Below are 24,319 nucleotides of genomic sequence, written 5' to 3' on the forward strand. Positions count from 1 at the left end.
AATGACGGGGGAAAAGATGGATCTATCGGATCTTGGCCGCCGGGGCCTGGTGCTGCTCGGCTGCGGCAAGATGGGATCGGCGATGCTCGAGGGATGGCTCGGCCGGGGGCTCGCGCTCTCGGCGGTCTGGGTGACGGACCCGCAACCGTCCGACTGGCTCAGGACACTGGCCGTGAGGGGGCTCCATCTGAACGAGGACCTGCCGGCGGAACCTGCGGTCGTGCTGGTCGCGGTGAAGCCGCAGATGATGGCCGAGGCGCTGCCGGGGCTGGCGGCGCTGGGGAACGGGCGGACATTGTTCCTGACCGTGGCGGCGGGCACGCCCATCGCCTTTTACGAGCGGACTCTCGGGGCCGGCACGCCGGTCATCCGGGCCATGCCCAACACGCCCGCGGCCGTGGGGCGGGGGATCACCGCGATCATCGGCAACGGGGCGGCGAGCGAAGAGCAGATGGCGCTGGCCGAGGATCTGCTGTCGGCGGTGGGGCAGGTGGTCCGGCTCGAGGGCGAGGCGCAGATGGATGCGGTGACGGCGGTCTCGGGGTCGGGCCCGGCCTATGTCTTCCACCTGATTGAGGCGCTGGCCGCCGCGGGCGAGGCCGAGGGCCTCAGCCCCGAGCTGGCGATGACGCTCGCACGGGCCACCGTGACGGGAGCGGGCGAGCTTGCCCATCGCTCGTCCGAGAGCGCGAGCCAGCTGCGCATCAACGTGACCTCGCCGGGCGGAACCACGGCGGCGGCCCTTGCCGTCCTGATGGATCCCGGGACCGGCTTCCCCGCGGTGCTTCGCCGGGCGGTCAAGGCGGCGGCCGACCGCGGGCGGGAGCTTGGCCGATGATCTCCTACGACGACTTCGCCAAGGTCGAGATCCGCGTCGGCCGCATCACCCGCGCCGAACCCTTCCCCGAGGCGCGCAAGCCTGCGCTGAAGCTCTGGGTCGACTTCGGCGGGGAGATTGGCGAGAAACGCTCCTCCGCACAGATCACGCGGCACTACGCGCCCGAGGCGCTGGTGGGCCGTCAGGTGCTCGCGGTGGTGAACTTCCCGCCGCGCCAGATCGGCAATGTCCTCTCGGAGGTGCTGGTGCTGGGCGTGCCCGACGCCGAGGGCGAGGTGGTGCTGATCGGGCCGGACCAGACGGTGCCCTTGGGCGGGAGGCTCTATTGAAGCTGCTGATCACCCGCCCCTTGCCCGAGAAGGTCCTGGCGGCCGCGCGGGCCCGCTTTGACGTCACGCTGCGCGAGAGCACGCGCCCGCTTTCGCCCGAGGAACTGCGGCGCGCACTGGTCGAGCATGATGCGGTTCTGCCGACGCTGGGCGATCTCTTCCGCGCCGAGGTCTTTGCCGACGTGCCGCGGCCACGGGCGCGGATCCTGGCCAATTTCGGCGTCGGCACGAACCATCTCGACGTGGCGGCCGCGCGGGCGGCGGGGCTCGAGGTGACGAACACGCCCGGCGCGGTCACCGATGCGACGGCCGACATTGCCCTGACGCTCATCCTGATGACCGCGCGCCGGGCGGGCGAGGGGGAGCGCCTGGTGCGACGGGGCACCTGGGAGGGCTGGCATCCGACGCAGATGCTGGGGCTTCATGTGACGGGCAAGCGGCTCGGCATCATCGGGATGGGCCGGATCGGCCGGGCGATCGCGCGGCGTTGCCACCATGGCTTCGGCATGGAGGTCACGTTCTTCAACCGCTCGGCCGTGGCCGATCCCGGCGTGCCCGCCCGGCAGGTGCCCTTCGAAGAGGCCCTTGGGGCCGATGTGGTGGTGGTGGCGGTGCCGGCGACGCCCGAAACCCATCATCTGATCAACGCGCGCGCGCTGGCGCGCATGCGGCCGGGCGCGATTCTGGTGAACATCGCGCGGGGCGACATCGTGGATGAGGCCGCTTTGATCTCGGCCCTGTCCGAGGGGCGGATCGCGGGCGCCGGGCTCGACGTCTACGAGTTCGAGCCGAAGGTGCCCGAGGCGCTTCTCGTCCTGGAGAACGTGACGCTCCTGCCGCATCTTGGCACCGCGGCGCTCGAAGTTCGCGAGTCGATGGGCCTGATGGCGGTCGAGAACCTGCTGGCGTTCTCCGAAGGCCGGCCCTTGCCCAACCCGGTCTGACGCGGCCCCGCACGGCAGCCTCGCCGTGACGCCTGACAGGGCGCCAAAGCCTCCCGAGGGGGTTCGATGCCCCCTCGGGAGGCACCTCCGCCCGGTGCGGGCCCGGATCCTCCCGCGATGATCGCGGTTCACCTTGGTCCGGCTCTCGCACGTCCCGCGGACGCCCGGCCCTGCCGTCCCGGCGGGGGGGGCGCGGCCATTCCAGCGGCCGGAGCCCGCTTTCGTTGCCCGTTCCTGTGCCGAGGATCTGGCCCGGTTCACCGCGCCCTTGTCGATGCGCGAGGCGACGGGCGGTGCGCAAAAAAATCCGCTGAACCGGCCTTGACTTCCCCCTCGGCATGAGCGAGATAGCGCCTCGTTGGGGTCGTAGCTCAGTTGGGAGAGCGCGTCGTTCGCAATGACGAGGTCAGGGGTTCGATCCCCCTCGGCTCCACCAGATCAAACCGAAAATCTTGCCTTTCCAGGTCAAAGCCCTCAGGGTGCCGCTGTTCCCGGAGCCGGGTTTGGCGCATCAGATCCATGCTGGTCGTGCCGGCTGCGGGACGCACGCTGCTGTCCTTGCCGGCCGACCTGCCGGAGTTGCTCTCTTCAGTCGGCGCGGTGCCGGGTAACCGATTTCAGGATGAGGCGGGTGGCTTCGTGCGGGATGGCCGCGATGGCCTCTTCCTCGCTGTCGAACTCGAGCGGACTGCCGTCGGGATAGTGACGGTCGAACTCGAGCTTGTCCTGACTGTTGACCCAGGCGAGGACAAATCGCGTGCGGATGTCTTCCTGTTCCATGGCCGTTCCTCCACCCCGGCATTCGAACCCTGCGTCCCGCTCCGGTCAAGCCGTGGAGGGTGCGACCTTTGCCCGCCCCGCGCAGGGCTGGACCCGTGTCCGAGGTCTCGGGGCGTGCCGGCGTGGACGACAGACATCGTGCGGTGTGAGGCCGCTCGCGATGCAGGCCGGAGGCGGAAGCCGCCCGGACCGGGGTCCGGGCGGGCGCGGGATCAGCCGGCGAGCCAGGCGTTGAAGCGCTCGTTCAGCTCGGTGTCGTGGTCCACCCAGAATTCGTAGTCCGAGGCCAGCGCGTTCGTCATGTTCTCGGGGCTGGTCGGCAGGTGCGGCGCCATCTCGGTCTTGCCATCCATGAAGGTGCCGACGAGCGGGGCCGAGGACTTGCGCGGCGGGCCGTAGCTGATCCACTCCGCGGCCTTGGCCAACGGCTCGGCCCCGGTCGAGAAGGCCACGAAGTCCTTGGCAAGCTCGAGGTTCGGCGCGCCTTTCGGGATCACCCAGCCCTCGACCTCATAGACCTGGCCATCCCACACGATGTTGAACGGCTTGTTCTCGGTGATGGCGGCGTTGAAGATGCGGCCGTTGTAGGCGATCGTCATCGCGACCTCCCCATCGGCGAGGAGTTGCGGGGGCTGGGCACCGGCCTCCCACCAGACGATCTGGTTCTTGATCGCGTCAAGCTTGGCAAAGGCACGCTCGACGCCCTCATCGGTCCGCAGCAGGTCATAGACCTCGGCGGCCGGCACGCCATCGGCCATCAGGGCCATCTCGAGATTGACCTTGGCCGACTTGCGCATCCCGCGCTTGCCGGGAAACTGCTCCAGATCGAAGAAGTCGGCGAGGGCCTCCGGCGCCGCGCCCTCGGCGAATTTCGAGGCGTCATAGGCCAGCACGGTCGAGAACACATCGGTCGCCACGAAGCACTCGGCCAGCGAGCCGGGCAGGAAGTCCTCTTCCGCGGGCGTGCCATCGGGGGCCGCCAGCAGGATCGAGGGGTCGATCTCCTCGAGCAGCCCCTCGTCGCAGAGCCGCACCGCGTCGGCATATTCCACGCTCGCCACGTCGGTCGTCACATTGCCGGATTCGACCTGGGCCTTGATCGGCGTGGCCGGGTTGTCGGTATCGACCGAGACCACCGTCACGCCCGTCTTGGCCGTAAAGGGCTTGTGGTAGGCCTCGACCTGGCTGGTCGTGTAGGCCCCGCCCCATCCGAGGACGGCAATCTGGTCTGCCGCGGCGGGGAGGGCGAAGCCCCCGAGCATCGTGGTCAGAAGGATGAATCGCTTCACCAGTTTCTCCCGTGTTGATCGTCTTGCGGGTTCGTTCCCGCGAAAGGCCTCGGCCGTTGGTGGCCGGACAGGGGGAGGCTACGGGCGAGCCTCCGCGCGAGTCAATCGCCCGCCGCTCTGTCCAGGTGGCCGCGCCGTGACGTGCCGGATGCCGGACCGCGACGTGCCGGCAATTGCGGCGTTTGCGGAAAGGCGCCCCGGCGCGAGAATCACTGGCCGGGCATTTCCTCTCGATGAAAAGGCATCGCACCGTCTCGCGAATTGGCGCGGACCAAAGGAGGTTTCTCCCGCCGGTATTTCTGCCCCCTTATTTGTCAACCTGAGATTTAAAAACGCCACATTCGGGAGTATCTTTTTCTGCGGATCCTATCCAAATGGATCATGGCATCATATTGACACCGTTTGACCACATTCTTAAGAATAGGATAAGACGAGAATTCGATAGAACGGAGAGAAGGCGACGCTTCACCCTTGGTCGCGGATGGCATCGACGGGGTGCAAGTCATTGAAATCAAACATGCCCTCGCTGGCATAAAGGTCGGCTATTGCGCCGTCCTTGCCTGACCGGAGTATCACAGAAATGGACGGAAGCCTGGTTCCGGTCGTTGCGACCGGTTGTGAAGATTTCATGGCGCGCTTTCGTCGCAGGAAGGTTGTTCTTGTGGCGGGCGGAGCCGGATTTGTCGGTTCGCATCTTTGTGAGACATTAATTTCCGAAGGCCATTCGGTTGTCTGCCTGGACAATCTCCAGACCGGCCGCATTCAGAATATCTCCGCCCTGCAAGCCCACCCGCAATTCCGGTTCATCGAGCAGGACATTCTCGATCGCCTGAACTGGCAGGGGCCTCTGGACGAGATCTACAACCTCGCCTGCCCGGCGTCGCCGCCACTCTACCAGCGTGACCCGATCCACACGTTCCGCACCTGCACGGAAGGTGTGCTGAACCTTCTGGGACTCGCCAAGGCGACAGGTGCGCGCATCCTTCAGGCCTCGACCTCGGAGGTCTATGGCGATCCCGAGATCACCTTGCAGCACGAAGGCTACCGGGGCTGCGTGAACACGGTCGGACCGCGTGCCTGTTACGACGAGGGCAAGCGCGCCGCCGAGACCCTGTTCTGGGAGTTCGGCACCCACATGGGCGTCGAGGTGCGGATCGCGCGCATCTTCAACACCTACGGACCGCGCATGAGCCCCGAGGACGGGCGCGTGGTGTCGAACTTCATCGTGCAGGCGCTGACGGGGGCGGACATCACGATCTATGGCGACGGGATGCAGACGCGCTCCTTCTGCTATGTGGATGACCTCGTGGCCGGGCTGAAGGCGCTGATGGCTTCGGAGACCAGCGACCCGGTGAACCTCGGCAATCCCGGCGAGTTCACGATGCGCGAACTGGCCGACATGGTGTTGCGCCAGACGGACTCGCGCTCGCGTCTGGTGCAGTGCCCGCTGCCGGTGGACGATCCGCGCCAGCGCCGGCCCGATATCTCGCGGGCCGCGGCTCGGCTGGGCTGGGCTCCGACCGTCCCTCTCGAAGAGGGGATCGCCCGCACGATCCGCCATTTCGCCGGCGAGCTTCAGGTGTCCGACCCGTGCGAGGCGCTGCTGCATCATGTCTGACGCGATCCTCGTGACGGGCGGGGCGGGCTTCATCGGCTCGCACGCCTGCAAGGCGCTGCACCACGCGGGGCTGCGGCCGGTCAGCTTCGACAATCTCTCGACGGGCCACGCCCATGCGGTGCGCTACGGGCCGCTGGTGCAGGGGGACGTGCGCGACGCGGCCGCGGTGGAGGCGGCGCTGCGCGCGCATGACGCTCGGGCGGTGATCCATTTTGCGGCCTCGGCCTATGTGGGCGAGTCGATGGCCGATCCGGCCCGCTATTACGACAACAACGTGGGCGGCATGATCGGGCTCGTGCAGGGTTGCCGGGCGGCGGGCGTCAAGCGCATCGTCTTCTCGTCGAGCTGCGCCACCTACGGCGTGCCCGAGAGCCTGCCGATCCGCGAGACCACCCCCCAGCGGCCGATCAATCCCTACGGGCGCACCAAGCTCATCGGCGAAGAGATCCTGCGCGACCTGTCCGTCGAGGGGATGCGGCATGTGGCGCTGCGCTATTTCAACGCCGCAGGGGCCGATCCCGAAGGCGAGCTGGGCGAGCACCACGATCCCGAGACGCATCTGCTGCCGCTCGCGCTGAAAGCCGCGTCGGGGCAGGGCAGGCCTCTCGCGATCTTCGGCACCGACTATCCGACGCCCGACGGCACCTGCATCCGCGACTACATCCATGTGGCCGATCTGGCGCGCGCCCATGTGCTGGCCCTTGCGCGGCTGCGGGAGGGCGGAGAGAGCCTTGCGCTGAACCTCGGCACGGGGCGCGGCCATTCGGTGCGCGAGATCGTGGCCGCGATCGAGGCGGTGACGGGCCGTGCGGTGCCGGTGCGGCTGGAGCCGCGGCGGCCGGGCGATCCGCCGGAACTGGTGGCCGATCCCGGCCGGGCGGTGGCCGAGCTGGGTTTCCGCACCGAATGCTCGGACATCGGCACGATCGTGCGCCACGCCGCGCCCTGGTTCGGACTGGAAGCTGGCCATGTCCAAGCGGCATGATGCCAAGCGCGCGCGGGCCCGGCTGAAGCGGCAAGAGCGGCTGCGCGAGAGACGGAACGCCCGGTCCGAGGTCCATTCCGTGCCGCTCATGTCGCCGGCGCAGCGCCGGCGGTACAGGATCGCCGCCGGGCTCTGGGGGGCTGCGCTGGTCTTCTTCTGGTCCTGGTGGCTCGATCCGGCGCATTTCATCGGCTGGGGCGGCTTCCTGCTGGTGACCGTCCCGCTCCTGTGGCTGAGCGCGCTGCAGCTCTATTTCGTCCTTGTCCTGTTCCGGGCCCGTCGCCCGGCCTCGCCGGACCCCGTGCCGGGGCGCTGGCGGGTGGCCATGATCGTGACCAAGACGCCGTCCGAGCCCTTCGACGTCGTGCGGCGCACGCTCGAGGCGATGCTCGCGCAGGATTATCCGCATGACACCTGGCTTGCCGACGAGGATCCCTCGCCCGAGACCGCGGCCTGGTGCGCCGCGCACGGGGTCAGGATCTCGTGCCGCAAGGGCCGCGAGGACTACCACCGCCCGGTCTGGCCGCGCCGCACGCGCTGCAAGGAGGGCAACCTCGCCTTCTTCCACGATCACTGGGGCTACCGGGACTATGACATCGTCTCGCAGCTCGACGCCGACCATGTGCCCCAGCCGGGCTACCTGCGCGAGATCCTGCGCCCCTTCGCCGATCCTGCCGTGGGCTATGTGAGCGCCCCCAGCATCTGTTCGGCCAATGCCCGCGAGAGCTGGGCCGCCCGCACCCGTCTTCATGCCGAGGCCGCCTTTCACGGCGCGCTGCAGACGGGCTATTCCGGCGTGCTGACGCCCATGTGCATCGGCTCGCACTACGCGGTGCGCACGCGGGCGCTGAAGGAGATCGGCGGCCTTGGGCCAGAGCTGGCGGAGGATCATTCCACCTCGATGCTGATGGCCGCGGGCGGCTGGCGCGGGGTTCACGCCGTCGATGCGATCGCCTTCGGCGACGGGCCCGCCAACGTGGCCGACCTCGCCACGCAGGAGTTCCAGTGGTCGCGCAGCCTGCTCACGCTGCTGCTGTCGCACACGCCGCGCTATCTCGGCCGGCTGCCGGGGCGGCTGCGGTTCCTGTTCGTGCTCTGCCAGCTCTGGTATCCGCTCTTCGCGCTGGTGATGCTGATGATGTATGTCGCGCCCGCGCTTGCGCTTCTGCTCGACATCCGCTTTGCCGATGTGACCTATCCGGGCTTCATCCTCCATTCCGCGCCTGCGGTCCTGGCCCTCACGGGGCTGGCCTGGCTGCTCCGGCGCGACGGGTTCAACCGGCCGGTGGAGGCGCCCGTCATCTCGTGGGAGAAGGCGCTCTTTCCCGCGCTGCAATGGCCCTGGGTGCTGTGGGGCTGCACCATGGCGGTGCGCGACCGCCTGACGGGCCGCTTCGTCGATTTCCGCATCACGCCCAAGGGCTCGGCCGCGAGCCGCCGGATCCCGCCGAAGATCACCGCGATCTATGTGGCGCTGGCGGCGGGCTGCGTGGTGCCCGTCTTCCTGGCCGAGGAACTCGGCCAGGCGCGCGGCTTCCTGCTGCTCGCCCTGGTGAATGCGGTCCTTTACGGCGGGCTCGTGCTGGTGATGGTCTGGCACCATCTCCGCCAGCTGGGCGCCTATTGGCGCGAACAGCTGGGGGACCTTGCGCTTCAGGGCGCTGCGGTCACCGGCTTGTTCGCGCTGATCCTGCTGGGCGGTTTCACCCGCGGGGCCGAGAGCCTGACGGCGCTGGCCTTCGGCCTCGAGCCGCTTCAGATCACGCGTGTCGAATATGTCGTCTCCGGCGCCGGAAGCGGCATCCAGCCCAGGATGCACTTCCGCTTCGCGCCGGCGTGGAAATCGAGCCCGTTACTCGGGGGCTGAGGTATGAGGAGCAAGATCATGGTGCTGACCGGAAGTCCGAAGATGCGGAAGACGGCCGCGGCACTCGTCGCTGCGGTCGGCCTGTGCGGTGCGGGTGTGGGCGGCGCGCTTGCGGCGCCCCCGGGAACGCTGCCCTACGGGGCCTACGATCCCGGCGGCGATTATCGCAACGACAGGGATCTGGTGATCGAACATCTCTTCCTGCCGTGGGAGGACGTCTATCTGCCCTCGCTGGTGGATGCCGACGCCTATGCGCGTCAGCGCAACCGCGCGCTCATGGTGACGCTGGAGCCCTGGACCTGGACCCGGTCCGAGCGGAACACGGCAGAGGCGCTGCGCGACGGCATCCGCCGCGGATCCTATGACGCCAACATGAAGGCGGTCTGCGACGTGCTGGCCGTGCTCCAGAGCCCTGTGACGCTGCGATGGGCGCACGAGATGGAGAACTCGGCCGGACAGTTCATCTGGTCGGGCTGGAACCCGCAGGACTACATCGAGGCCTTCCGGCGCATGACATCGCTTTGCCGCGAGGCGGCGCCCGGGGTGCGCATCATGTGGTCACCGGCCGGAGAGGAGGGGCTCGAAGCCTACTATCCCGGCGACGAGTTCGTGGATCTGGTCGGGATCTCGGTCTTCGGCCTGCAGGCCTACGACCGGTTCGAGGTGAACCGGGACCGCAGCTTCGTCGATGTCATGGGCCCCCGCTACCAGCGCGCGGCGCAGTTCGGCAAGCCGGTCGTCGTGGCGGAACTCGGCGTGTCGGGAAGCGCGGATTATGTGGCCTCCTGGGAGAATGCCGTGCGCCAGCCGGGCCCGGGCTATTCCGACCTCGTCGGCGTCGTCTATTTCGATCAGAAGGAGGTCTATGCCTGGCCGAACGGCTTCGGCCTGCCGGACTGGCGGCTCGATTTCCGCGTGACCGACTGACCCTGAAAACCTGAGTCGGAGGGGGTGCGCCCCTCCAAACGGGTGCCATCTTTCGAGGGATCCTGCCCGAAAGAGGCCATTTTCGGGCCCATCTGCTGGCGTGATCCCTCGCCAGAACTGCCGGTAGTGTTTGTTACCGGCATGAATGATGTGGGTTGTGGGGGATGCCATCGGCTCAACCCGCCCCATTTCCTTCGTGTCCAGCGAAGGAGATCAGACCATGGTACCCGCTCGCGGTTTTCTCGTTGCTTTCGGCGTGGCGCTCGTTCTTGGCGCCCCGCAGGCCACCTTGGCGTCCAACGACACCACCAGAAACAGCCAGCCTGTGCGCGGCGTCGTCCAGACGCGCACGGCCGGCACGTTCGACTGGCTCTCCAGGCCGGCCGTCGTGGTCCGCGCCTCGTCCGAGGCCCCCGCGACCCGTGTCCGACGCCAGATCGGCCGCGGCTCGTGGATCTGCTCTCCGGCAGGCTTCGGCCGCGGCTCGACCTGCTACGCGAACTGAGGCGTGCCCCCTGCCGGCGCGAAATGACGTAGCGTCCCGCTCGCTTTACAGTCCCGCGGCGGCTGCTCTAACCTCGCCGCCGGGACAGGAGGGGAGGCAGCATGGATTTCGCGCTGAGCGAGGAGCAACAGGCGATCTTCGACATGGCGCGCGAGTTTGGCGCGGCAGAGATCGCGCCCAACGCGCGGGCCTGGGAGGAGGCGGGAACCATCCCGCGGGCGCTCTGGCCCAAGGTGGCCGAGCTTGGGCTCGGCGGGATCTATGTCTCGGAAGAGCATGGCGGATCGGGCCTCGGCCGGCTCGATGCGACGCTCGTCTTCGAGGCGCTGGCGATGGCCTGCCCGTCGGTGGCGGCCTTCCTGTCGATCCACAACATGTGCGGCGGCATGATCGACCGCTACGGCTCGGAGGCGCTGAAGGCGCGCTGGCTGCCGGGGATGTGCAACCTGACGACGCTCGTCTCCTACTGCCTGACCGAACCCGGCGCAGGGTCGGACGCCGCCGCCCTGCGAACGCGGGCAGTGGCCGGCCCTGAAGGCTACCGCCTGAGCGGGACCAAGGCCTTCATTTCGGGCGGCGGCTATTCGGATGCCTACCTCACCATGTGCCGCACCGGCGCCGAGGGTCCCAAGGGCATCTCGACACTGCTCGTTCCGGCCGGGACACCGGGCCTGAGCTTTGGCGGGCTCGAGGACAAGATGGGCTGGCGCGCGCAGGAGACGCGGCAGGTCCAGTTCGACGACTGCGCCGTGCCGGCGGAAAATCTGGTGGGTGAGGAGGGACGCGGCTTCAGCTATGCGATGGCCGGCCTCGATGGCGGGCGGCTCAACATCGCGGCCACCGCGCTGGGGGGGGCGCAGGCGGCCTTCGACGCGACCCTGTCCTACATGAGCGAACGGCGAGCCTTCGGCCGGCGCCTCGACGAGTTCCAGGCGCTGCAGTTCCGCCTTGCCGAGATGGAGGTCAAGCTGCAGCAGGCGCGCATCTTCCTGCGGCAGGCGGCGTGGAAGCTCGACCAGGGCGCGCCCGACGCCACCCGGTTCTGCGCGATGGCGAAGCTGTCGGTGACCGACGCCGCCTTCGAGGTGGCGAACCAGTGCCTCCAGCTGCACGGCGGCTACGGCTACCTCGCCGATTACGGGATCGAGAAGATCGTGCGCGACCTGCGGGTGCATCAGATCCTCGAGGGCACCAATGAGATCATGCGGGTGATCATCGCCCGGTCCCTGGGTACGGCATGAGCGACGTGCTGATCCGCAAGGCCGGACGCGCGGGCCGCATCACACTGAACCGTCCGGCGGCGCTGAATGCGCTGAGCTACGACATGTGTCTTGGGATCGACGCGGCGCTGCGCGACTGGGCGCAGGACCCGGAGATCGACCGGGTGGTGATGGATGCCAATGGGCCGCGAGCCTTCTGCGCGGGGGGCGACATCGCCGAGCTTCACGCCCGTGGCACCGCGGGGGATCATGCCTTCGGGCAGGGCTTCTGGCGCGACGAATACCGGATGAACGCGCGGATCGCGGAATATCCGAAGCCGGTGGTGAGTCTTATGCAGGGGTTCACCATGGGCGGCGGCGTGGGGCTCGGTTGCCATGCGAGCCATCGGATCGTGGGCGAAAGCAGCCAGATCGCGATGCCGGAATGCGCCATCGGCCTCGTGCCGGACGTCGGCGGCACGCATCTTCTGGCCCATGCGCCCGGAAGGGTCGGGGTGTGGCTCGGTCTCACCGGCAGCCGCATGGGGCCCGGCGACGCGATCCGCGCGGGCTTTGCCGACCATTTCGTGCCCGAAGCCGAGTGGCCGGAGTTGATCGCCCGTCTGGAATCCGGAACGGAAGCGATCCCCGCGCACGAGCCGCCCGCAGGCCGCCTGCCGGAGGCGCAGGCGGAGATCGACCGCCTGTTCGAGGGCTTCGCGCTTGCGGATATCATCGGCCGTCTGGAGCAGGCCGGAACCGGACTTGCGGAGGAGGCGCTCAAGGCGATCCGGCGCAGTTCGCCCCTCGCGATGGCGGTGACGCTCGAGATCCTGCGCCGGCTGGGGCCCCAGCCGACGATCCGGCAGGCGCTCGCTCTGGAATATCGTTTCACCTGGCGCGCGCAGGGGCAGGCGGACTTTCTGGAGGGGATCCGCGCGGCGATCATCGACAAGGACCGCTCGCCGCGCTGGCGTCACGATCATGCGGCGGCCGTGCGCCCGGACGAGGTCGCGGCCCTGCTCGAGCCGCTCGGCCCGCACGCCCTGACCTTCGAGGAGGAGAGAACATGAAAATCGCATTCATCGGGCTGGGCAACATGGGCGCGCCGATGGCCCGCAACCTGGCCGCCGCCGGGCACAAGGTCACGGGATTCGATACGGCGGCGCCTGCGCCCGAGGGCGTGACGATGGCCCCCTCGGCCGCCGATGCGGCGGCGGGCGCCGAGGTGGTCTTCACCATGCTGCCGAACGGCCAGATCCTCCGCACCGTCGCCGATGAGCTGGTGCCGGCGATGGCCGCGGGCGCCGTTCTCTGCGACTGCTCGACCGTCGATGTCCAAAGCGCCCGCGAAGTGGCGGCGCAGGCCGAGGCGGCCGGGCTTGGCGCGCTCGATGCGCCGGTGTCGGGCGGCGTCGGCGGGGCTGCGGCGGGCACGCTGACCTTCATGGTGGGCGGCAGCGACGCGGCCTTCGTCACCGTGCGGCCCCTGTTCGAGATCATGGGCCAGAAGGCCGTCCATTGCGGCGGGCCGGGCGCGGGGCAGGCGGCCAAGATCTGCAACAACATGATCCTCGGCGTGACCATGATCGCCACCTGCGAAGCCTTTGCGCTGGCCGACAAGCTGGGGCTCGACCGGCAGAAGATGTTCGATGTGGTCTCGACCTCGTCGGGCTACAGCTGGTCGATGAACGCCTACTGCCCGGCCCCCGGCGTCGGTCCGCAGAGCCCGGCGGACAACGGCTACAAGCCCGGATTCGCGGCCGAGCTGATGCTGAAGGACCTGCGCCTGTCGCAGCAGGCCGCCGAAGGCGCGGATGCCGACACGCCGATGGGCCGCCTCGCGGCCGATCTCTATGCCCGCTTCGTCGAGGAGGAGGGCGGGCGAGGGCGGGACTTCTCGGCCATGCTGCCCCGGTTCGAGGGCCGCGGGCGGAGCTGACGCCCGAGCGACCGCAGCCGTCGGGGGCGCGCCTGCGCCCCTGACGGGATCCGGTCACGGGCGCGTGCACCCGCGCGCGACCGATGATCCAACTTCTGCCGATCCCGTATCAGTGACAGGCTCATCCAACGGCGGCCGGGAACCTCGGGGCCCTGTCAGCATTGAGGGTCAAAGGCAGGTGACAAACATGATTTTCGTTCTCGCTCCCTCCACCACCTTCAATCGCAGAACCCTCAAGGCGCGCCGCTTTCCGGGTCGCTTCGCCGAGCCGCAGCGGCCTCTTCCGCGCCGGCTGATGCTCTCGACCGCCTTCTGGCGGATGGCGGCCGAGTCGGCCATGCTCCGCAACGGGGCCGTCGTCGCGCCCATTCCGGCGGCGGTGCTGGTCGCGCCCGATCTCGTCACGGCGTCGCTCGCCCTGTCGCCGATCCTGCTCTTCCTTCTGCTCTTTGCCGAGGGGCATCTCGTGCCCGTCCGCCCCCGGACCGGCGACGAGGACGAGGTGGCGCGCGTGCTCGATCTGTTGCGGCTGCGGGGCCGCAGCGTGCTTACCCGGATCGCGGCCGAGCGCGGCATCCTGAAGGGCCGGCTCACGCTGGTGATCGAGCAATCCACGCTCGCCCGTCTGCCCCCGATCACGCTGGTCTCGATCCAGAGCTCGGCCGACGGGCGCGTGCTGGACCTGAGCGCCGAGGAACAGCAGATGGTACGTGAAACGCTTTTTACAGACGGGCTCGCGGAATCGGCGCTTCTCCGCGTCAACCTGGTCGAGAAGAAGCCCATGCGTGAGGTGTCGCTCGAGGCGCACAGCGTTTCGGCCCACTCGCGGCTTGCGGCGATGGCCCGGACGGTCGCCAAAGCCTGACTGTCGGACCACCTGCCTGAAGGCGCCCGCGAAACGGGCGCTTTTTTCATGGAAGAATCCAGGACCGGCAAGGGCCGGTCCTGGATCGGGTCCGTATCAAGGGGGCAAGCCTGTCAGCGGGCGAGGCTGATCACCCGGCCGAAGGGCGGTTCGGGCGCATCATCCTGCGGCACGGCCCAGATCACCGGCACCTTCGGGGCGGGCCCGCAGGGGCCATCGAGATCGGTCAGCATCACGATCACCGACGGGTCGAGTTCCAGCGCGCTCTGGATCACAGGGCGGAAGTCCGTGCCACCACCCCGCGCGAAACTCACCCGCTGGATCTCGCTTTCCCAAGCCATGCCCTGCATCTTCGTGTGGCCGCTCACCACGGTGTCGAAGGCCAGCACATGAACCTCAGCCCCGGTGCGGCGCCCGATCCCGGCCACCTGTGCGGCAAAGAGCGAGAGGCGGGCGTCGTCGATCGAGGTGGAGGTGTCCACGCCGATCGCGACGCGGATGCGGTTGCGTTCGGGGCGACGCGAGGGCTGGAAGGGCGGCTGATACCGTCCCTCGGCGCGGGCGACGCTGTCGGCGGCGAGCCAACGGCGGGCAGGCACGCCCCAGTCGGGCCGCGGTACCTGCGTCACCGCCTTCGAGATCATCCGGCGCAGCAGCCGCTCCCAGTGGGGAAGGCCCACCTGCGGCAAGTCGAGGAGTTTGTGCGACAGGGTGCCGATGCCGCGGCCGGCCGAGCGTCCGGCCTCCATCGCGCGCGTGATGCGGTCCTGCCAGTCCGAGGCATCGGGACATTCATCCTCGTCGCCCTCGACCGGGCCGGGGCAGGGCTCCAGATCGGCGTCAAAGCCCTTCTGGCGGGCAAACTCCTTCGCCGCCTCGGCGGCGTCCGGGCGGGCGTTCTCACTGTCGTCCGATCCCTTGCCCTTGCCGTCGCCGCCCCCCTTGCCCTTGCCGGCGCGCGAGGAGTCGGACTGCAACCGGATGTAGAGCCCCTCGGCATCCCACTGACAGGTCCGCGTCTCTTCCGGCAGGGCCGCCTTCAGCAGATCCGGCAGCAGGATGGCGGGGCGGGGAATGCAATGGCCGGCCTCGACCAGCGTCTGGTTGAGGATCGCGTCGCAGGCGATGTTGAACAGCTCGTCGTCATAACGATCGCCGAAGCGCGAGCGCATCTCCTGCGCGCGCGGGCCGTGGCGAAGCGCCAGATGCAGCACCTGATGCCCGGCAAGCCCCACCTGTTCGTGGGGCGCCAGATCCTCGAACCCACGTCCGTAGAAGATCGACCGGCCGTCGGTCCAGGCCGCCTGCGCACGTTCGTCGCTGTCGCGGTGGGGGCACCACAGCGCCAGCGCCCCCAGGGCCGGATCCTCTTCCGACAGCCGTCGCAGCGCCGCCCCGGCGCGCCGGGAATGGCGCGCGCTCATTCGAGACCCATCGCCTGGCGTTCGCTGGCGTAGGCGGCATAGGCCGGATGCCCGAGGAAGTCCTCGGCCAGACCCTGCTCGAGCCCGCGGCGGATCGCCATCTCGAACCCGTGGGTGCACAGCTCGGCCAGCGGCATGCGCGCAAAGCTGCTGTCGGTGCGGTGAACGTCGAGGGTGCGGATGCCGGCCATCACGTCGATCACCGGAGCCGCCGTCTGCGGGCCAAGCGCGCCGACGAGGCCGTAGATCAGCGCATGCAGCCCGTGCATGGAATCGGGGTAGAGCATGATCCGCTCGCTCGGCGCGGCATTCAGCAGCCGCTCGACCGAGACCGAGGCCTCGATGTCGTCCGCCACCAGCATGAACTCGGCCGCCACCGCCTCGCCCACGGTGCCCGCCACCATGATGCGGCGAAGCTCGCGGTCGCGCACGGCGGCCATGATCCGGCTCACCCTCTCCCAGCTGCGCGGTGTCGTCGAGATCATCAACCCGCGATCGAGCGCCTCGGCGGTGGTCTCGAGCAGATCGGGGCGCATGCGGATGAAGGCCAGCACCGCGGGATGGAGCGTGCGGGGAATGGCATAGTTTTCCAGCCAGTCCTTCGCGGTCGCCCGGACCTGCAGATGCACCAGCCGGTCAGACAGGGCGGTGCCCATCTCGTAAGCCACGGCGCCGTCCTCGATCATGTTGCCGGCCGCCACCACGAAGACATTGTCGGGCAAGTGATGCGGACCCACACGCCGTTCCAGCAACAGGCCATAGACGGCGGGATGAAGGTGGGGCGGCGCCGCCGTCAGCTCGTCGAGAAACAGAAGCGAGGGACGAACCGGATCGTCGGGCAGATCCTCGGGCCGATACCACTGGGTCTTTCGGGTCTCGTGGTCGTAGTAGGGCAGGCCCCGCAGGTCCTGGCTCTCGATGGTGGTGAGTCGCAGGTCGAAGAAATGCGCCTCCTGTTCGGCGGCAAGCTGGCGGACGATCTCGGTCTTCCCCACGCCGGGGCGGCCATGCAGCATCCAGGAGGTGGTGAGGGCGCCTGCCCGCTGGGCGGCCCACCCCTCGCGAAGCACCTGCTGCGCCTGACCTGCCGAGACTTCCAGGGTATTGACGGTCATTACTATTCCTTTCACTTCCGAAGCACAGGGACCGCCACGGCAACGCCGGGGGAGTGCGACCCGGCTGCCGGAGCCACAGGGCCATTCAGATCCACAAGATCAGATGGTGCAAAAGGTTCCCTTGTCATGTGCGCTTTTGACGCATTGACAATGGCGACGAGCTATGAGCGGAAAATGGGCCAACGGAGGGGCGAGCGCCCGGACGACAGGCGTTTCCTGCACGGAGGCATCATCTTCTGCTTCCCCCATTGGCAGGGCGCGATTTGGCGCTAGCCTCCTTGCCATCTAGAACACGGACAGGACCTTTCAATTGACCGCAAGGACAGGACGCGACGGCACGACCACCTGGCTCTTTCTGTTGGGGGCGGTGCTGATCGCGGTTTTGGCATCCCTGGCCACGTTCATCAGCATCCGGGCCGAGCAGACCTTTCAGGACATCGTCGATGAACGCGCCATGCGCCGGCATGCGGCGGATCTGCTGTCCGTCCTTCAGGACGTCGAGATCGGCCAGCGCGGCTTTCTCATCACGCTCGACCCGTCGTACCTGGAGCCCTACGAGGATGCGCTGGCACGTGTGCCGGTCGAACTCGAGGCGCTGGCGGAGGATATTCCGCGCGTCGCCGGCGAACTGGATGGGGAGCTTCGCGCGCTGGTCGGGCGCCGCCTCGAGATCGCGGCCGAGACCGTTGCGGCCGCCCGTGCCGGCAACGCGGAGGCGGGGCGGGCCATCGTTGCGGCCGGTGAGGGGCGCGCGACGATGGACAGGATCCGCGCCATCCTCAGCGGAATGATCGAGGCCTCGGATGCGCGCAACGCCGCAGCCATCGCGGCGCAGCACCGGCTGAACGTGATCCTCCAGATCCTGTCGGTGGCGGGCGGGCTTGCCGCGATCGGGGTGATCGGGGCCGCGGTGCTCGTGCTGCGGCGCCAGATCGCGGCGCTTCGCCGGGCCGACGAGGACATGCGCCGGCTAAACGCCAGCCTCGAGGAACGTGTGCAGCAGCGCACCATCGACCTGATCGCCGCCAACCAGGAGGTGCAACGATTCGCCTACATCGTCACGCACGACCTGCGCGCGCCGCTCGTGAACATCATGGGCTTCACGAGCGAACTGGAAGCCGCGCTGAAGCCGTTGCAGGCCTATGTGCTGGCCGACGGAGCCCCGGTCAGCGAAAGCGACATCCGCGATGCGCGCACCGCCGCGGCCGAGGATCTGCCCGAGGCGCTGGAGTTCATCCGCTCGTCCACGCGCAAGATGGACGGGCTGATCAACGCCATCCTGAAGATCTCGCGCGATGGCCGGCGCGAGCTGCGTCCGGTGCCGGTCGATCTCGAGGACCTGATCCGTCAGTCGCTTGACAGCGTGCAGCACCAGATTGCCGAGACCGGGGGCGAGGCCTCCATGTCGGTGCGCGCGCCCGGCATCGTCTCGGACCGTCTCGCGCTTGAACAGGCGCTTGGAAATCTGTTCGACAACGCCGTGAAATATGCGAAGCCCGGCCGGCCGCTGCGTCTGTCGGTGCGCGTGACGTCCGAAGGCCCGCGGATGATCGCCATCGAGGTCGAGGACAACGGGCGTGGCATCCGGGCCGAGGATCATGACCGCGTGTTCGACCTCTTTCGCCGGTCGGGCGCCCAGGACAAGCCCGGAGAGGGAATTGGCCTTGCGCATGTCCGCACACTGATGCGAAATATCGGCGGCGAGATCACCTTGCGGTCGGTCGAGGGTCAGGGAGCGACCTTCACCCTGCATGTTCCGACCGATCTGCGCCGGGTTCTGGATGAGGTGAAGGCATGAAGGCGCTCGGTCGCGAAGTGACCATCGTGATGGTCGAGGATGACGAGGGCCACGCCCGGCTGATCGAGAAGAACATCCGAAGGGCAGGGGTGCACAACGAGATCGTGCCGTTCGTCTATGGCGGTGCGGCGCTCGACTACATTCTCGGCCCGGACCACACTGGCGACGGCATGAGCGACCGCTATCTTCTGGTCCTGCTCGACCTGAACCTGCCGGACATGACCGGCATCGACATCCTCGAGAAGATCAAGACCAACCCGAACGTCAAGCACCTGCCGGTCGTGATCCTCACCACAACCGACGACGAGCGCGAGATCAAGCGATGCTACGATCTGGGAGCCAACGTCTATATCACGAAGCCCGTGGAATACGAGAGCTTCGCCAATGCGATCCGCCAGCTCGGCCTGTTCTTCTCGGTGATCCAGGTCCCATGAACGACGCGCCGGAACGGCCGCGGATCCTCTACATCGATGATGACCCGGTCCTTGCGCGCCTGATTCAGAAGGCTCTGGCCCGTGCGGGCATGGAGGTGATCCATGCGCCCGACGCGGACGAGGCCAATCGGCTTCTCGCGGCCGAACCTTTTCATGCCGTGGTGCTCGACCACTACCTGCCGAGCGGCACGGGGCTCGAGATCCTCGGGCGGATGCGCGCGGGGGGAAGCCGCGTTCCCGCCATCTATGTGACGGGCTCGAGCGAGGCGACGATCGCGGTGGCGGCGCTGAAGGCGGGTGCGGATGACTATGTCATCAAGAGCGCGACGGACGAGTTCCTGCCGCTGCTGCAACGCTCGATCCGCCAGGCCATTGCCAAGGTCGAGCTGGAGCAGGCCAAGGCGCGCGCCGATGCCGAGACCCGCGCCGCGCGGGCGCGGGCCGAGATGCTGCTCTCGGAGGTGCATCACCGCGTCGCCAACAGCCTCGCCATGGTGCAATCGCTGTTGCGCCTGCAGGCCCAGGCTTCGGGCTCGGACGAGGTGAAGACCGCGCTGGCCGAGGCCCAGGGCCGGATCGGCGCGGTCGCGGCGGTCCACCGCAGCCTCTATCTCGGCAACGAGGGGCGGCAGGTCGAGCTGGGCACCTACCTGCGCACGATGCTCGACGATTTCACCGCCACACTGCCGCCGGGCGTGCAGCTCGATGTCTCCACCGAGACCGTGCATGTCGGCGCGGATCGTGCGGTCTGCCTGGGGGTCGTGGTGTCCGAGCTTGTGACCAACGCGGCCAAATACGCCTGGCCGTCGGGGAATGGCGGCCAGCTGTCGGTGCGGCTGGCGGTCAGCGAACCGGGCCGCGGGCGGCTCGAGGTGTGCGACGACGGCATCGGATCCTCGCCTCTCACCGAGAGCCGCGGGACGGGCCTTGGCCGGCGTCTCATGCGCGCGATGGTGGATCAGCTGGGCGGCACGGTGGAGCAGCCGGCAACGGCCGCGGGCACCTGCGTCGTCATCGATTTCGAGGCCGAGAGCGAGACGGCGGACTGACCAACGGTCCGCCCGCCTCAAGCGCAGCGTGGCATGGAAAAAGGGCGCCCGGAGGCGCCCTTCCTGTCCCTCGCCGCCTTGATCAGCAGCTGTAGTACATCTGATATTCCACCGGGTGCGGCGTGTGCTCGTAGGCATAGACCTCTTCCCACTTGAGGGCCATGTAGCCCTCGAGCTGGTCCTTGGTGAAGACGTCGCCGGCGAGCAGGAAGTCGTGGTCCTTCTCCAGCTCCTCGAGCGCCTCGCGGAGCGAGCCGCAGACGGTCGGGATGGCGGCCAGTTCTTCCGGCGGCAGGTCGTAGAGGTCCTTGTCCGAAGCCGGGCCCGGGTCGATCTTGTTCTTGATCCCGTCGAGGCCGGCCATCAGCAGCGCGGCAAAGGCGAGATACGGGTTCGCCGACGGATCGGGGAAGCGGGCTTCGACGCGCTTGGCCTTCGGCGATTCGGTCCACGGAATACGGACGCAGCCCGAGCGGTTGCGGGCCGAGTAGGCGCGCAGAACCGGGGCCTCGAAGCCCGGGATCAGGCGCTTGTAGCTGTTGGTCGCCGGGTTCGTCAGCGCGTTCAGCGCCTTGGCGTGCTTCAGGATGCCGCCGATGAACCACAGGGCCTCTTGCGAGAGGTCGGCGTACTTGTCGCCGGCGAAGAGCGGCTTGCCGTCCTTCCAGATCGACATGTTGACGTGCATGCCCGAGCCGTTGTCGCCCTTCATGGGCTTCGGCATGAAGGTCACGGTCTTGCCATAGGCGGCCGCGACGTTCTGGATGACATACTTGTACTTCAGGATGTTGTCGGCCTGCTCGGTGAGCCCGCCGAAGATCAGCCCGAGTTCATGCTGGCAGGTCGCCACTTCGTGGTGGTGCTTGTCGACCTTCATGCCCATGCGCTTCATGGTCGAGAGCATCTCGCCGCGCAGGTCCTGGGCCTCGTCGATCGGGTTCACCGGGAAGTAGCCGCCCTTGTGGCCGGCGCGGTGGGCGAGGTTGCCCATCTCGTATTCCGAGTCGGTGTTCCAGGCCGCCGCATCGGCGTCGATCTGATAGGCGACCTTCGCCGGCGTCACCGAATAGCGCACGTCGTCGAAGATGAAGAACTCGGCTTCCGGCCCGAAGTAGGCCACGTCACCGATGCCCGACGCCTTCAGGTAGGCCTCGGCCTTGACGGCCGTGCCGCGCGGGTCGCGGCTGTAGGCTTCGCCCGTGTCCGGCTCGACGACGTTGCAATGCACGCAGAGCGTCTTTTCCGCATAGAACGGGTCGATATAGACCGAGCCCGCGTCCGGGATCAGCTTCATGTCCGACTGGTCGATCGACTTCCAGCCGGCGATGGACGAGCCGTCGAACATGAAGCCTTCCTCGAAGAAGTCCTCATCGACGAGGTCGGCCACCAGCGTCACATGCTGGAGCTTGCCGCGCGGATCGGTGAAGCGGATGTCGACATATTCGACCTCCTCGTCTTTCATCAGTTTGAGAGCATCAGCTACTTTGCTCATAGTCTTCCCTTTGCTGAAGGATCGCTGTCGATGGGCCGGTTCTGCCGCGCCGGCCGCTGTTCCTTGGGGCCCCGTTCGGGGTCAGACCGCGTCCTCGCCGGTCTCGCCGGTGCGGATGCGGATGGCCTGCTCGACGGGGCTGATGAAGATCTTGCCGTCACCGATCTTGTCGGTGCGGGCGGCCGAGACGATCGCCTCGACGGCGGTCTCGACCATGTCGTCGGCGAGGACGACCTCGATCTTCACCTTCGGCAGGAAATCGACGACATACTCCGCCCCGCGATAGAGCTCGGTGTGGCCCTTCTGCCGTCCGAAGCCCTTGACCTCGGTGACGGAAAGCCCCTGCACGCCGGCGGCCTGCAGCGCCTCTTTCACTTCGTCGAGCTTGAACGGCTTGATGATCGCCTCGATCTTCTTCACGGCTCGACTCCCCCTTTGCCTGGTCCGAGAGCCACTGACCACTTCTCGCCGACAGGAACAATTGGCTAGGATCGGGCAGCGACAGGAAGGCCGGGGAATCTGGCGGCAACGCACAAAAATGCAGCAAGGCGATCAGGCGATATGCAGGATAAGAACGCGGCGGAGCGCAAAACGGTTCAAACTGTCACATCTGCCCAAATGCGCGCCATCGAAGCGGCTGCTATGGAGGCAGGGACGGTCACCGGGCTGCAACTGATGGAGAGGGCGGGCGAGGGCGTCGTGCAGGCTGTTCTCGCGCAATGGCCGCATCTTGACCATGCGGCCGAGGCACTCGTGCTCTGCGGACCCGGCAACAACGGGGGTGACGGCTTTGTCGTGGCGCGGCTGCTCCGGGCGCGCGGCTGGAAGGTCACGGTCTGTGCCAAGGGGTGGGAGGCGCTTTTTCCGCCCGATGACGTGGCGCGCGAACCGGCGGCCCGTTCCGGCGGCGATGCCTGGACCAACGCGCGGCGCTGGCGCGACCTTGGGGGGCGCTGTCTTCCCCTCGAGAGCTTGCCCGATAGGGCGCGCGACGTGCCCGAGCGGCTTCTGGTGGTCGATGCCCTCCTTGGGATCGGGCAGACCCGCCCGGCGGACGATCTGCTGCGCCCGTTCTGGACGGCGTGGGGTCGCTGGAGCGAGAGCGAGAGCGGGACCGAGATCCGCAGGGTCAGCGTGGACGTGCCGACGGGCTGTGATTGCGACACGGGCGAGCCGCTGGGCCAGCGTCCGTTCGAACCCGACCTTGTCGTGACCTTCCATGCGGAAAAGCCCGTTCACGCCCGGCTCCGGGCCGGGGGCGTGCGCATCGTCGTGGCCGACATCGGCCTGCCGGCATGATCCGCGCGGTCCGCGCCCCCGATCCGCAGCGCCTCGCCAAGCACGAGGGGCAGCACAAGTATGACCACGGCCATGCGCTGGTGCTGTCCGGCCCGCCCGGTCATGGCGGTGCGGCGCGGCTGGCGGCGCGGGCGGCGCTCCGGGTGGGGGCGGGGCTTGTCACGCTCGGCTGTCCCCGCGCGGCGGTGGGTGAGAATGCGGCGCGGCTCGATGCGGTGATGCTGCGTGCGGTCGATGCGGCCGAGGATCTCGAGCGGCTGCTCGAGGACCGGCGCCTGAACGCGATCTGTCTCGGGCCGGGGCTGGGGCTCGAGCCGGTGCGGGCCGAACTGGTGGCCGCAACTCTGGCCTCGGGGCGTCCGGCGGTGCTCGATGCCGATGCGCTGACACTTCTGGCGCGCGACCCGTGCCTTGCCGCCCATCTCCACCCCTCCTGCGTCCTGACCCCGCACGGGGGCGAGTTCCAGAGGCTCTTCCCGGACCTCGCGTCGGTGCCACGCCCCGATGCCGTGGTGGCGGCCGCGACCCGTTCGGGCTGCGTGGTGCTGCTGAAGGGGGCCGAGACGCTGATCGCGGGGCCGGACGGGCTGGCGCTGCACGCGGCCACGGGGGCGGCCTCCGCCCCGTGGCTTGCAACCGCCGGCGCGGGCGACGTGCTCGCGGGCCTCATCGCCGGGTTGCTCGCCCGTGGCCTGCCACCGCAGGAGGCGGCCGAGACGGGCGTCTGGCTTCACGCCGAGGCTGCGCGCCGCGTGGGTCCGGGCCTGATCGCAGAGGATCTGCCCGAGGCGCTTCCCGCCGTCTTCCGAAGCCTCGGGCTCTGAGGCGGCAGCGTCAAAGTCACGCGCTTGCGGCGGCACTCTCGGGGCAGGTCACCGGCTCGAGATCGCCCGCCTGGATCGCGGCCGGTGCGGCGAAGGCAAGCGTCACCAGCCGCAGGTCCGGCACGCGAAGGAGCCGCGTCAGCCGCCCGTCCACGATCCGCCGGGCGGGCACCGTGACGGGACTGCGGCCATAGACGAGATCCGCCCGCTCGCCCCGCAGAAGCAGCGGCTGGTCCGCCGGTATCCGTTGCGCCCCTTCCGGTCGGCCATGCGCCACCGTGCCGGCCCCCACATGCACCACCTCGACATCCCGCGGCGCCTCGAGCCACACGCGCTCCAGCCGGATGGCCCCCGAGCGCGCGATCACCCGGTCTCCCTCGCGCAGCGCCTCGACCGGCAGGGTGCCGCGCAGGGTGTGGACGGCTGTTCCGGCGGCAAGCCGCACAAGATGCCGAAGTGCGGTCTCGCCGCGAGGAGTGGCGCCCATGGTCGTTCCTTTCCACCGTTTCGGTCGCGTCGGCGATGAATCACGGAGGATGGAGCATTTCTAAGGCAGGGAGGCGGAAGTTTGGGGCGAAGAGAGGGCACCTCGGCCCGCCGATGCTCGCTTTTCCTCTCGCATCGGCGCGGCCCCTTTGCTAGAAGGGCGCGGATTTTCGGGGCGTGCCTCTGGCGCGACCCCCGAAGGCGGGTGTGGCGAAACTGGTAGACGCACCAGATTTAGGTTCTGGCGCCGAGAGGCGTGGGGGTTCAAATCCCTTCACCCGCACCAGAGGAACAAAGAGGACGGAAAGAC

The 24,319-nt window shown here is 68.4% G+C and carries 24 protein-coding genes and 2 tRNA genes; 19 read left to right on the plus strand and 7 right to left on the minus strand.

Annotated elements, in window-relative coordinates:
• The first annotated feature begins 16 nt into the window (after nucleotides 1-16).
• The 4 genes from proC to LV780_RS06050 all read left to right on the plus strand — a co-directional run bounded on the left by proC (nucleotide 17) and on the right by LV780_RS06050 (nucleotide 2,547).
• Nucleotides 17-838: a pyrroline-5-carboxylate reductase gene (gene proC, locus LV780_RS06035; RefSeq protein WP_108222687.1), complete on the plus strand. Its 822-nt coding sequence runs from the start codon at nucleotides 17-19 to the stop codon at nucleotides 836-838.
• Nucleotides 835-1,167 carry a tRNA-binding protein gene (locus LV780_RS06040; protein WP_117344959.1) on the plus strand — a complete coding sequence of 111 codons (333 nt, stop codon included), beginning with the start codon at nucleotides 835-837 and terminating at the stop codon, nucleotides 1,165-1,167. The genes proC and LV780_RS06040 overlap by 4 nt, the downstream gene beginning before the upstream one ends.
• Nucleotides 1,164-2,111, plus strand: coding sequence for a 2-hydroxyacid dehydrogenase (locus LV780_RS06045; RefSeq protein ID WP_101340310.1), 948 nt, complete (start codon nucleotides 1,164-1,166; stop codon nucleotides 2,109-2,111). Before LV780_RS06040 ends, LV780_RS06045 begins: the two co-directional genes overlap by 4 nt.
• Before the next feature lie 360 nt (nucleotides 2,112-2,471).
• Nucleotides 2,472-2,547, plus strand: a tRNA-Ala gene (locus LV780_RS06050).
• A gap of 152 nt (nucleotides 2,548-2,699) precedes the next feature.
• Here the strand turns inward: LV780_RS06050 and LV780_RS06055 are convergent.
• Together LV780_RS06055 and LV780_RS06060 are read right to left on the minus strand one after the other, a co-directional pair.
• The gene (locus tag LV780_RS06055; RefSeq protein ID WP_011908364.1) at nucleotides 2,700-2,891 is read right to left on the minus strand and encodes a hypothetical protein; all 192 of its coding nucleotides are present in this window, start codon (nucleotides 2,889-2,891) and stop codon (nucleotides 2,700-2,702) included.
• 212 nt (nucleotides 2,892-3,103) lie between these two features.
• Nucleotides 3,104-4,153, minus strand: coding sequence for an ABC transporter substrate-binding protein (locus tag LV780_RS06060; RefSeq protein ID WP_044248662.1), 1,050 nt, complete (start codon nucleotides 4,151-4,153; stop codon nucleotides 3,104-3,106).
• Nucleotides 4,154-4,760: 607 nt separating this feature from the next.
• On the opposite strand from LV780_RS06060, the gene LV780_RS06065 reads away from it, so the two are divergent.
• From LV780_RS06065 to LV780_RS06105, 9 genes are all read left to right on the plus strand, one after another.
• A complete protein-coding gene (locus tag LV780_RS06065; RefSeq protein ID WP_108222236.1) occupies nucleotides 4,761-5,798 on the plus strand; it encodes a UDP-glucuronic acid decarboxylase family protein in 1,038 nt (345 codons plus the stop codon).
• Entirely contained in the window at nucleotides 5,791-6,783 is a 993-nt protein-coding gene (gene galE / locus LV780_RS06070) for a UDP-glucose 4-epimerase GalE (protein ID WP_108222239.1), read from the plus strand. The genes LV780_RS06065 and galE overlap by 8 nt, the downstream gene beginning before the upstream one ends.
• A complete protein-coding gene (locus LV780_RS06075; RefSeq protein WP_108222241.1) occupies nucleotides 6,767-8,650 on the plus strand; it encodes a glycosyltransferase family 2 protein in 1,884 nt (627 codons plus the stop codon). Before galE ends, LV780_RS06075 begins: the two co-directional genes overlap by 17 nt.
• 3 nt (nucleotides 8,651-8,653) lie before the next feature.
• The gene (locus LV780_RS06080; protein ID WP_011908369.1) at nucleotides 8,654-9,577 is read left to right on the plus strand and encodes a glycoside hydrolase family 26 protein; all 924 of its coding nucleotides are present in this window, start codon (nucleotides 8,654-8,656) and stop codon (nucleotides 9,575-9,577) included.
• A gap of 220 nt (nucleotides 9,578-9,797) precedes the next feature.
• Entirely contained in the window at nucleotides 9,798-10,082 is a 285-nt protein-coding gene (locus tag LV780_RS06085) for a hypothetical protein (RefSeq protein ID WP_044247992.1), read from the plus strand.
• A gap of 101 nt (nucleotides 10,083-10,183) precedes the next feature.
• Nucleotides 10,184-11,323 (plus strand): acyl-CoA dehydrogenase family protein, encoded by a 1,140-nt coding sequence (locus LV780_RS06090; RefSeq protein ID WP_108222243.1) that lies wholly within the window; start codon nucleotides 10,184-10,186, stop codon nucleotides 11,321-11,323.
• Complete coding sequence (locus LV780_RS06095) at nucleotides 11,320-12,354, plus strand: enoyl-CoA hydratase/isomerase family protein (protein ID WP_108222245.1); 1,035 nt, start codon at nucleotides 11,320-11,322, stop codon at nucleotides 12,352-12,354. Before LV780_RS06090 ends, LV780_RS06095 begins: the two co-directional genes overlap by 4 nt.
• Entirely contained in the window at nucleotides 12,351-13,223 is an 873-nt protein-coding gene (gene mmsB / locus LV780_RS06100) for a 3-hydroxyisobutyrate dehydrogenase (RefSeq protein WP_108222247.1), read from the plus strand. Before LV780_RS06095 ends, mmsB begins: the two co-directional genes overlap by 4 nt.
• A gap of 187 nt (nucleotides 13,224-13,410) precedes the next feature.
• The gene (locus LV780_RS06105) at nucleotides 13,411-14,088 is read left to right on the plus strand and encodes a hypothetical protein (RefSeq protein WP_011908373.1); all 678 of its coding nucleotides are present in this window, start codon (nucleotides 13,411-13,413) and stop codon (nucleotides 14,086-14,088) included.
• A 113-nt stretch (nucleotides 14,089-14,201) separates the two neighbouring features.
• On the opposite strand, the gene LV780_RS06110 is transcribed toward LV780_RS06105, so the two are convergent.
• Both LV780_RS06110 and LV780_RS06115 read right to left on the minus strand, forming a co-directional pair.
• The gene (locus LV780_RS06110; RefSeq protein WP_011908374.1) at nucleotides 14,202-15,512 is read right to left on the minus strand and encodes a vWA domain-containing protein; all 1,311 of its coding nucleotides are present in this window, start codon (nucleotides 15,510-15,512) and stop codon (nucleotides 14,202-14,204) included.
• Nucleotides 15,509-16,627, minus strand: a complete 1,119-nt coding sequence (locus LV780_RS06115) for an ATP-binding protein (RefSeq protein WP_011908375.1) — start codon at nucleotides 16,625-16,627, stop codon at nucleotides 15,509-15,511. The genes LV780_RS06110 and LV780_RS06115 overlap by 4 nt, the downstream gene beginning before the upstream one ends.
• A gap of 310 nt (nucleotides 16,628-16,937) precedes the next feature.
• Between LV780_RS06115 and LV780_RS06120 the strand changes: the two genes are divergently transcribed.
• Genes LV780_RS06120 through LV780_RS06130 form a run of 3 tightly spaced genes read left to right on the plus strand, consistent with a single transcriptional unit; the run spans nucleotide 16,938 to nucleotide 19,908 of the window.
• The gene (locus tag LV780_RS06120) at nucleotides 16,938-18,425 is read left to right on the plus strand and encodes a sensor histidine kinase (RefSeq protein WP_108222249.1); all 1,488 of its coding nucleotides are present in this window, start codon (nucleotides 16,938-16,940) and stop codon (nucleotides 18,423-18,425) included.
• Nucleotides 18,422-18,859, plus strand: a complete 438-nt coding sequence (locus tag LV780_RS06125; RefSeq protein WP_011908377.1) for a response regulator — start codon at nucleotides 18,422-18,424, stop codon at nucleotides 18,857-18,859. The genes LV780_RS06120 and LV780_RS06125 overlap by 4 nt, the downstream gene beginning before the upstream one ends.
• Nucleotides 18,856-19,908 (plus strand): sensor histidine kinase, encoded by a 1,053-nt coding sequence (locus LV780_RS06130; protein WP_101340301.1) that lies wholly within the window; start codon nucleotides 18,856-18,858, stop codon nucleotides 19,906-19,908. The genes LV780_RS06125 and LV780_RS06130 overlap by 4 nt, the downstream gene beginning before the upstream one ends.
• 82 nt (nucleotides 19,909-19,990) lie before the next feature.
• Here LV780_RS06130 and glnA read toward each other — a convergent pair whose 3' ends face one another.
• The gene (gene glnA, locus LV780_RS06135; RefSeq protein WP_011908379.1) at nucleotides 19,991-21,400 is read right to left on the minus strand and encodes a type I glutamate--ammonia ligase; all 1,410 of its coding nucleotides are present in this window, start codon (nucleotides 21,398-21,400) and stop codon (nucleotides 19,991-19,993) included.
• 81 nt (nucleotides 21,401-21,481) lie between these two features.
• On the minus strand, nucleotides 21,482-21,820 hold the full coding sequence (locus LV780_RS06140; protein WP_011908380.1) for a P-II family nitrogen regulator: 339 nt from the start codon (nucleotides 21,818-21,820) through the stop codon (nucleotides 21,482-21,484).
• Between the two features lie 198 nt (nucleotides 21,821-22,018).
• Here LV780_RS06140 and LV780_RS06145 point away from each other — a divergent pair, with 198 nt between their 5' ends.
• A complete protein-coding gene (locus LV780_RS06145; protein ID WP_108222251.1) occupies nucleotides 22,019-22,699 on the plus strand; it encodes an NAD(P)H-hydrate epimerase in 681 nt (226 codons plus the stop codon).
• Nucleotides 22,696-23,523 carry an NAD(P)H-hydrate dehydratase gene (locus LV780_RS06150; protein ID WP_108222253.1) on the plus strand — a complete coding sequence of 276 codons (828 nt, stop codon included), beginning with the start codon at nucleotides 22,696-22,698 and terminating at the stop codon, nucleotides 23,521-23,523. Before LV780_RS06145 ends, LV780_RS06150 begins: the two co-directional genes overlap by 4 nt.
• 16 nt (nucleotides 23,524-23,539) lie before the next feature.
• Here LV780_RS06150 and LV780_RS06155 read toward each other — a convergent pair whose 3' ends face one another.
• Nucleotides 23,540-24,010: a Hint domain-containing protein gene (locus LV780_RS06155; RefSeq protein ID WP_108222255.1), complete on the minus strand. Its 471-nt coding sequence runs from the start codon at nucleotides 24,008-24,010 to the stop codon at nucleotides 23,540-23,542.
• A gap of 200 nt (nucleotides 24,011-24,210) precedes the next feature.
• On the opposite strand from LV780_RS06155, the gene LV780_RS06160 reads away from it, so the two are divergent.
• Nucleotides 24,211-24,295, plus strand: a tRNA-Leu gene (locus tag LV780_RS06160).
• Nucleotides 24,296-24,319 lie beyond the last annotated feature (24 nt).

The sequence above is a fragment of the Cereibacter azotoformans genome (assembly GCF_021391315.1).
Lineage (GTDB): Bacteria > Pseudomonadota > Alphaproteobacteria > Rhodobacterales > Rhodobacteraceae > Cereibacter_A > Cereibacter_A azotoformans.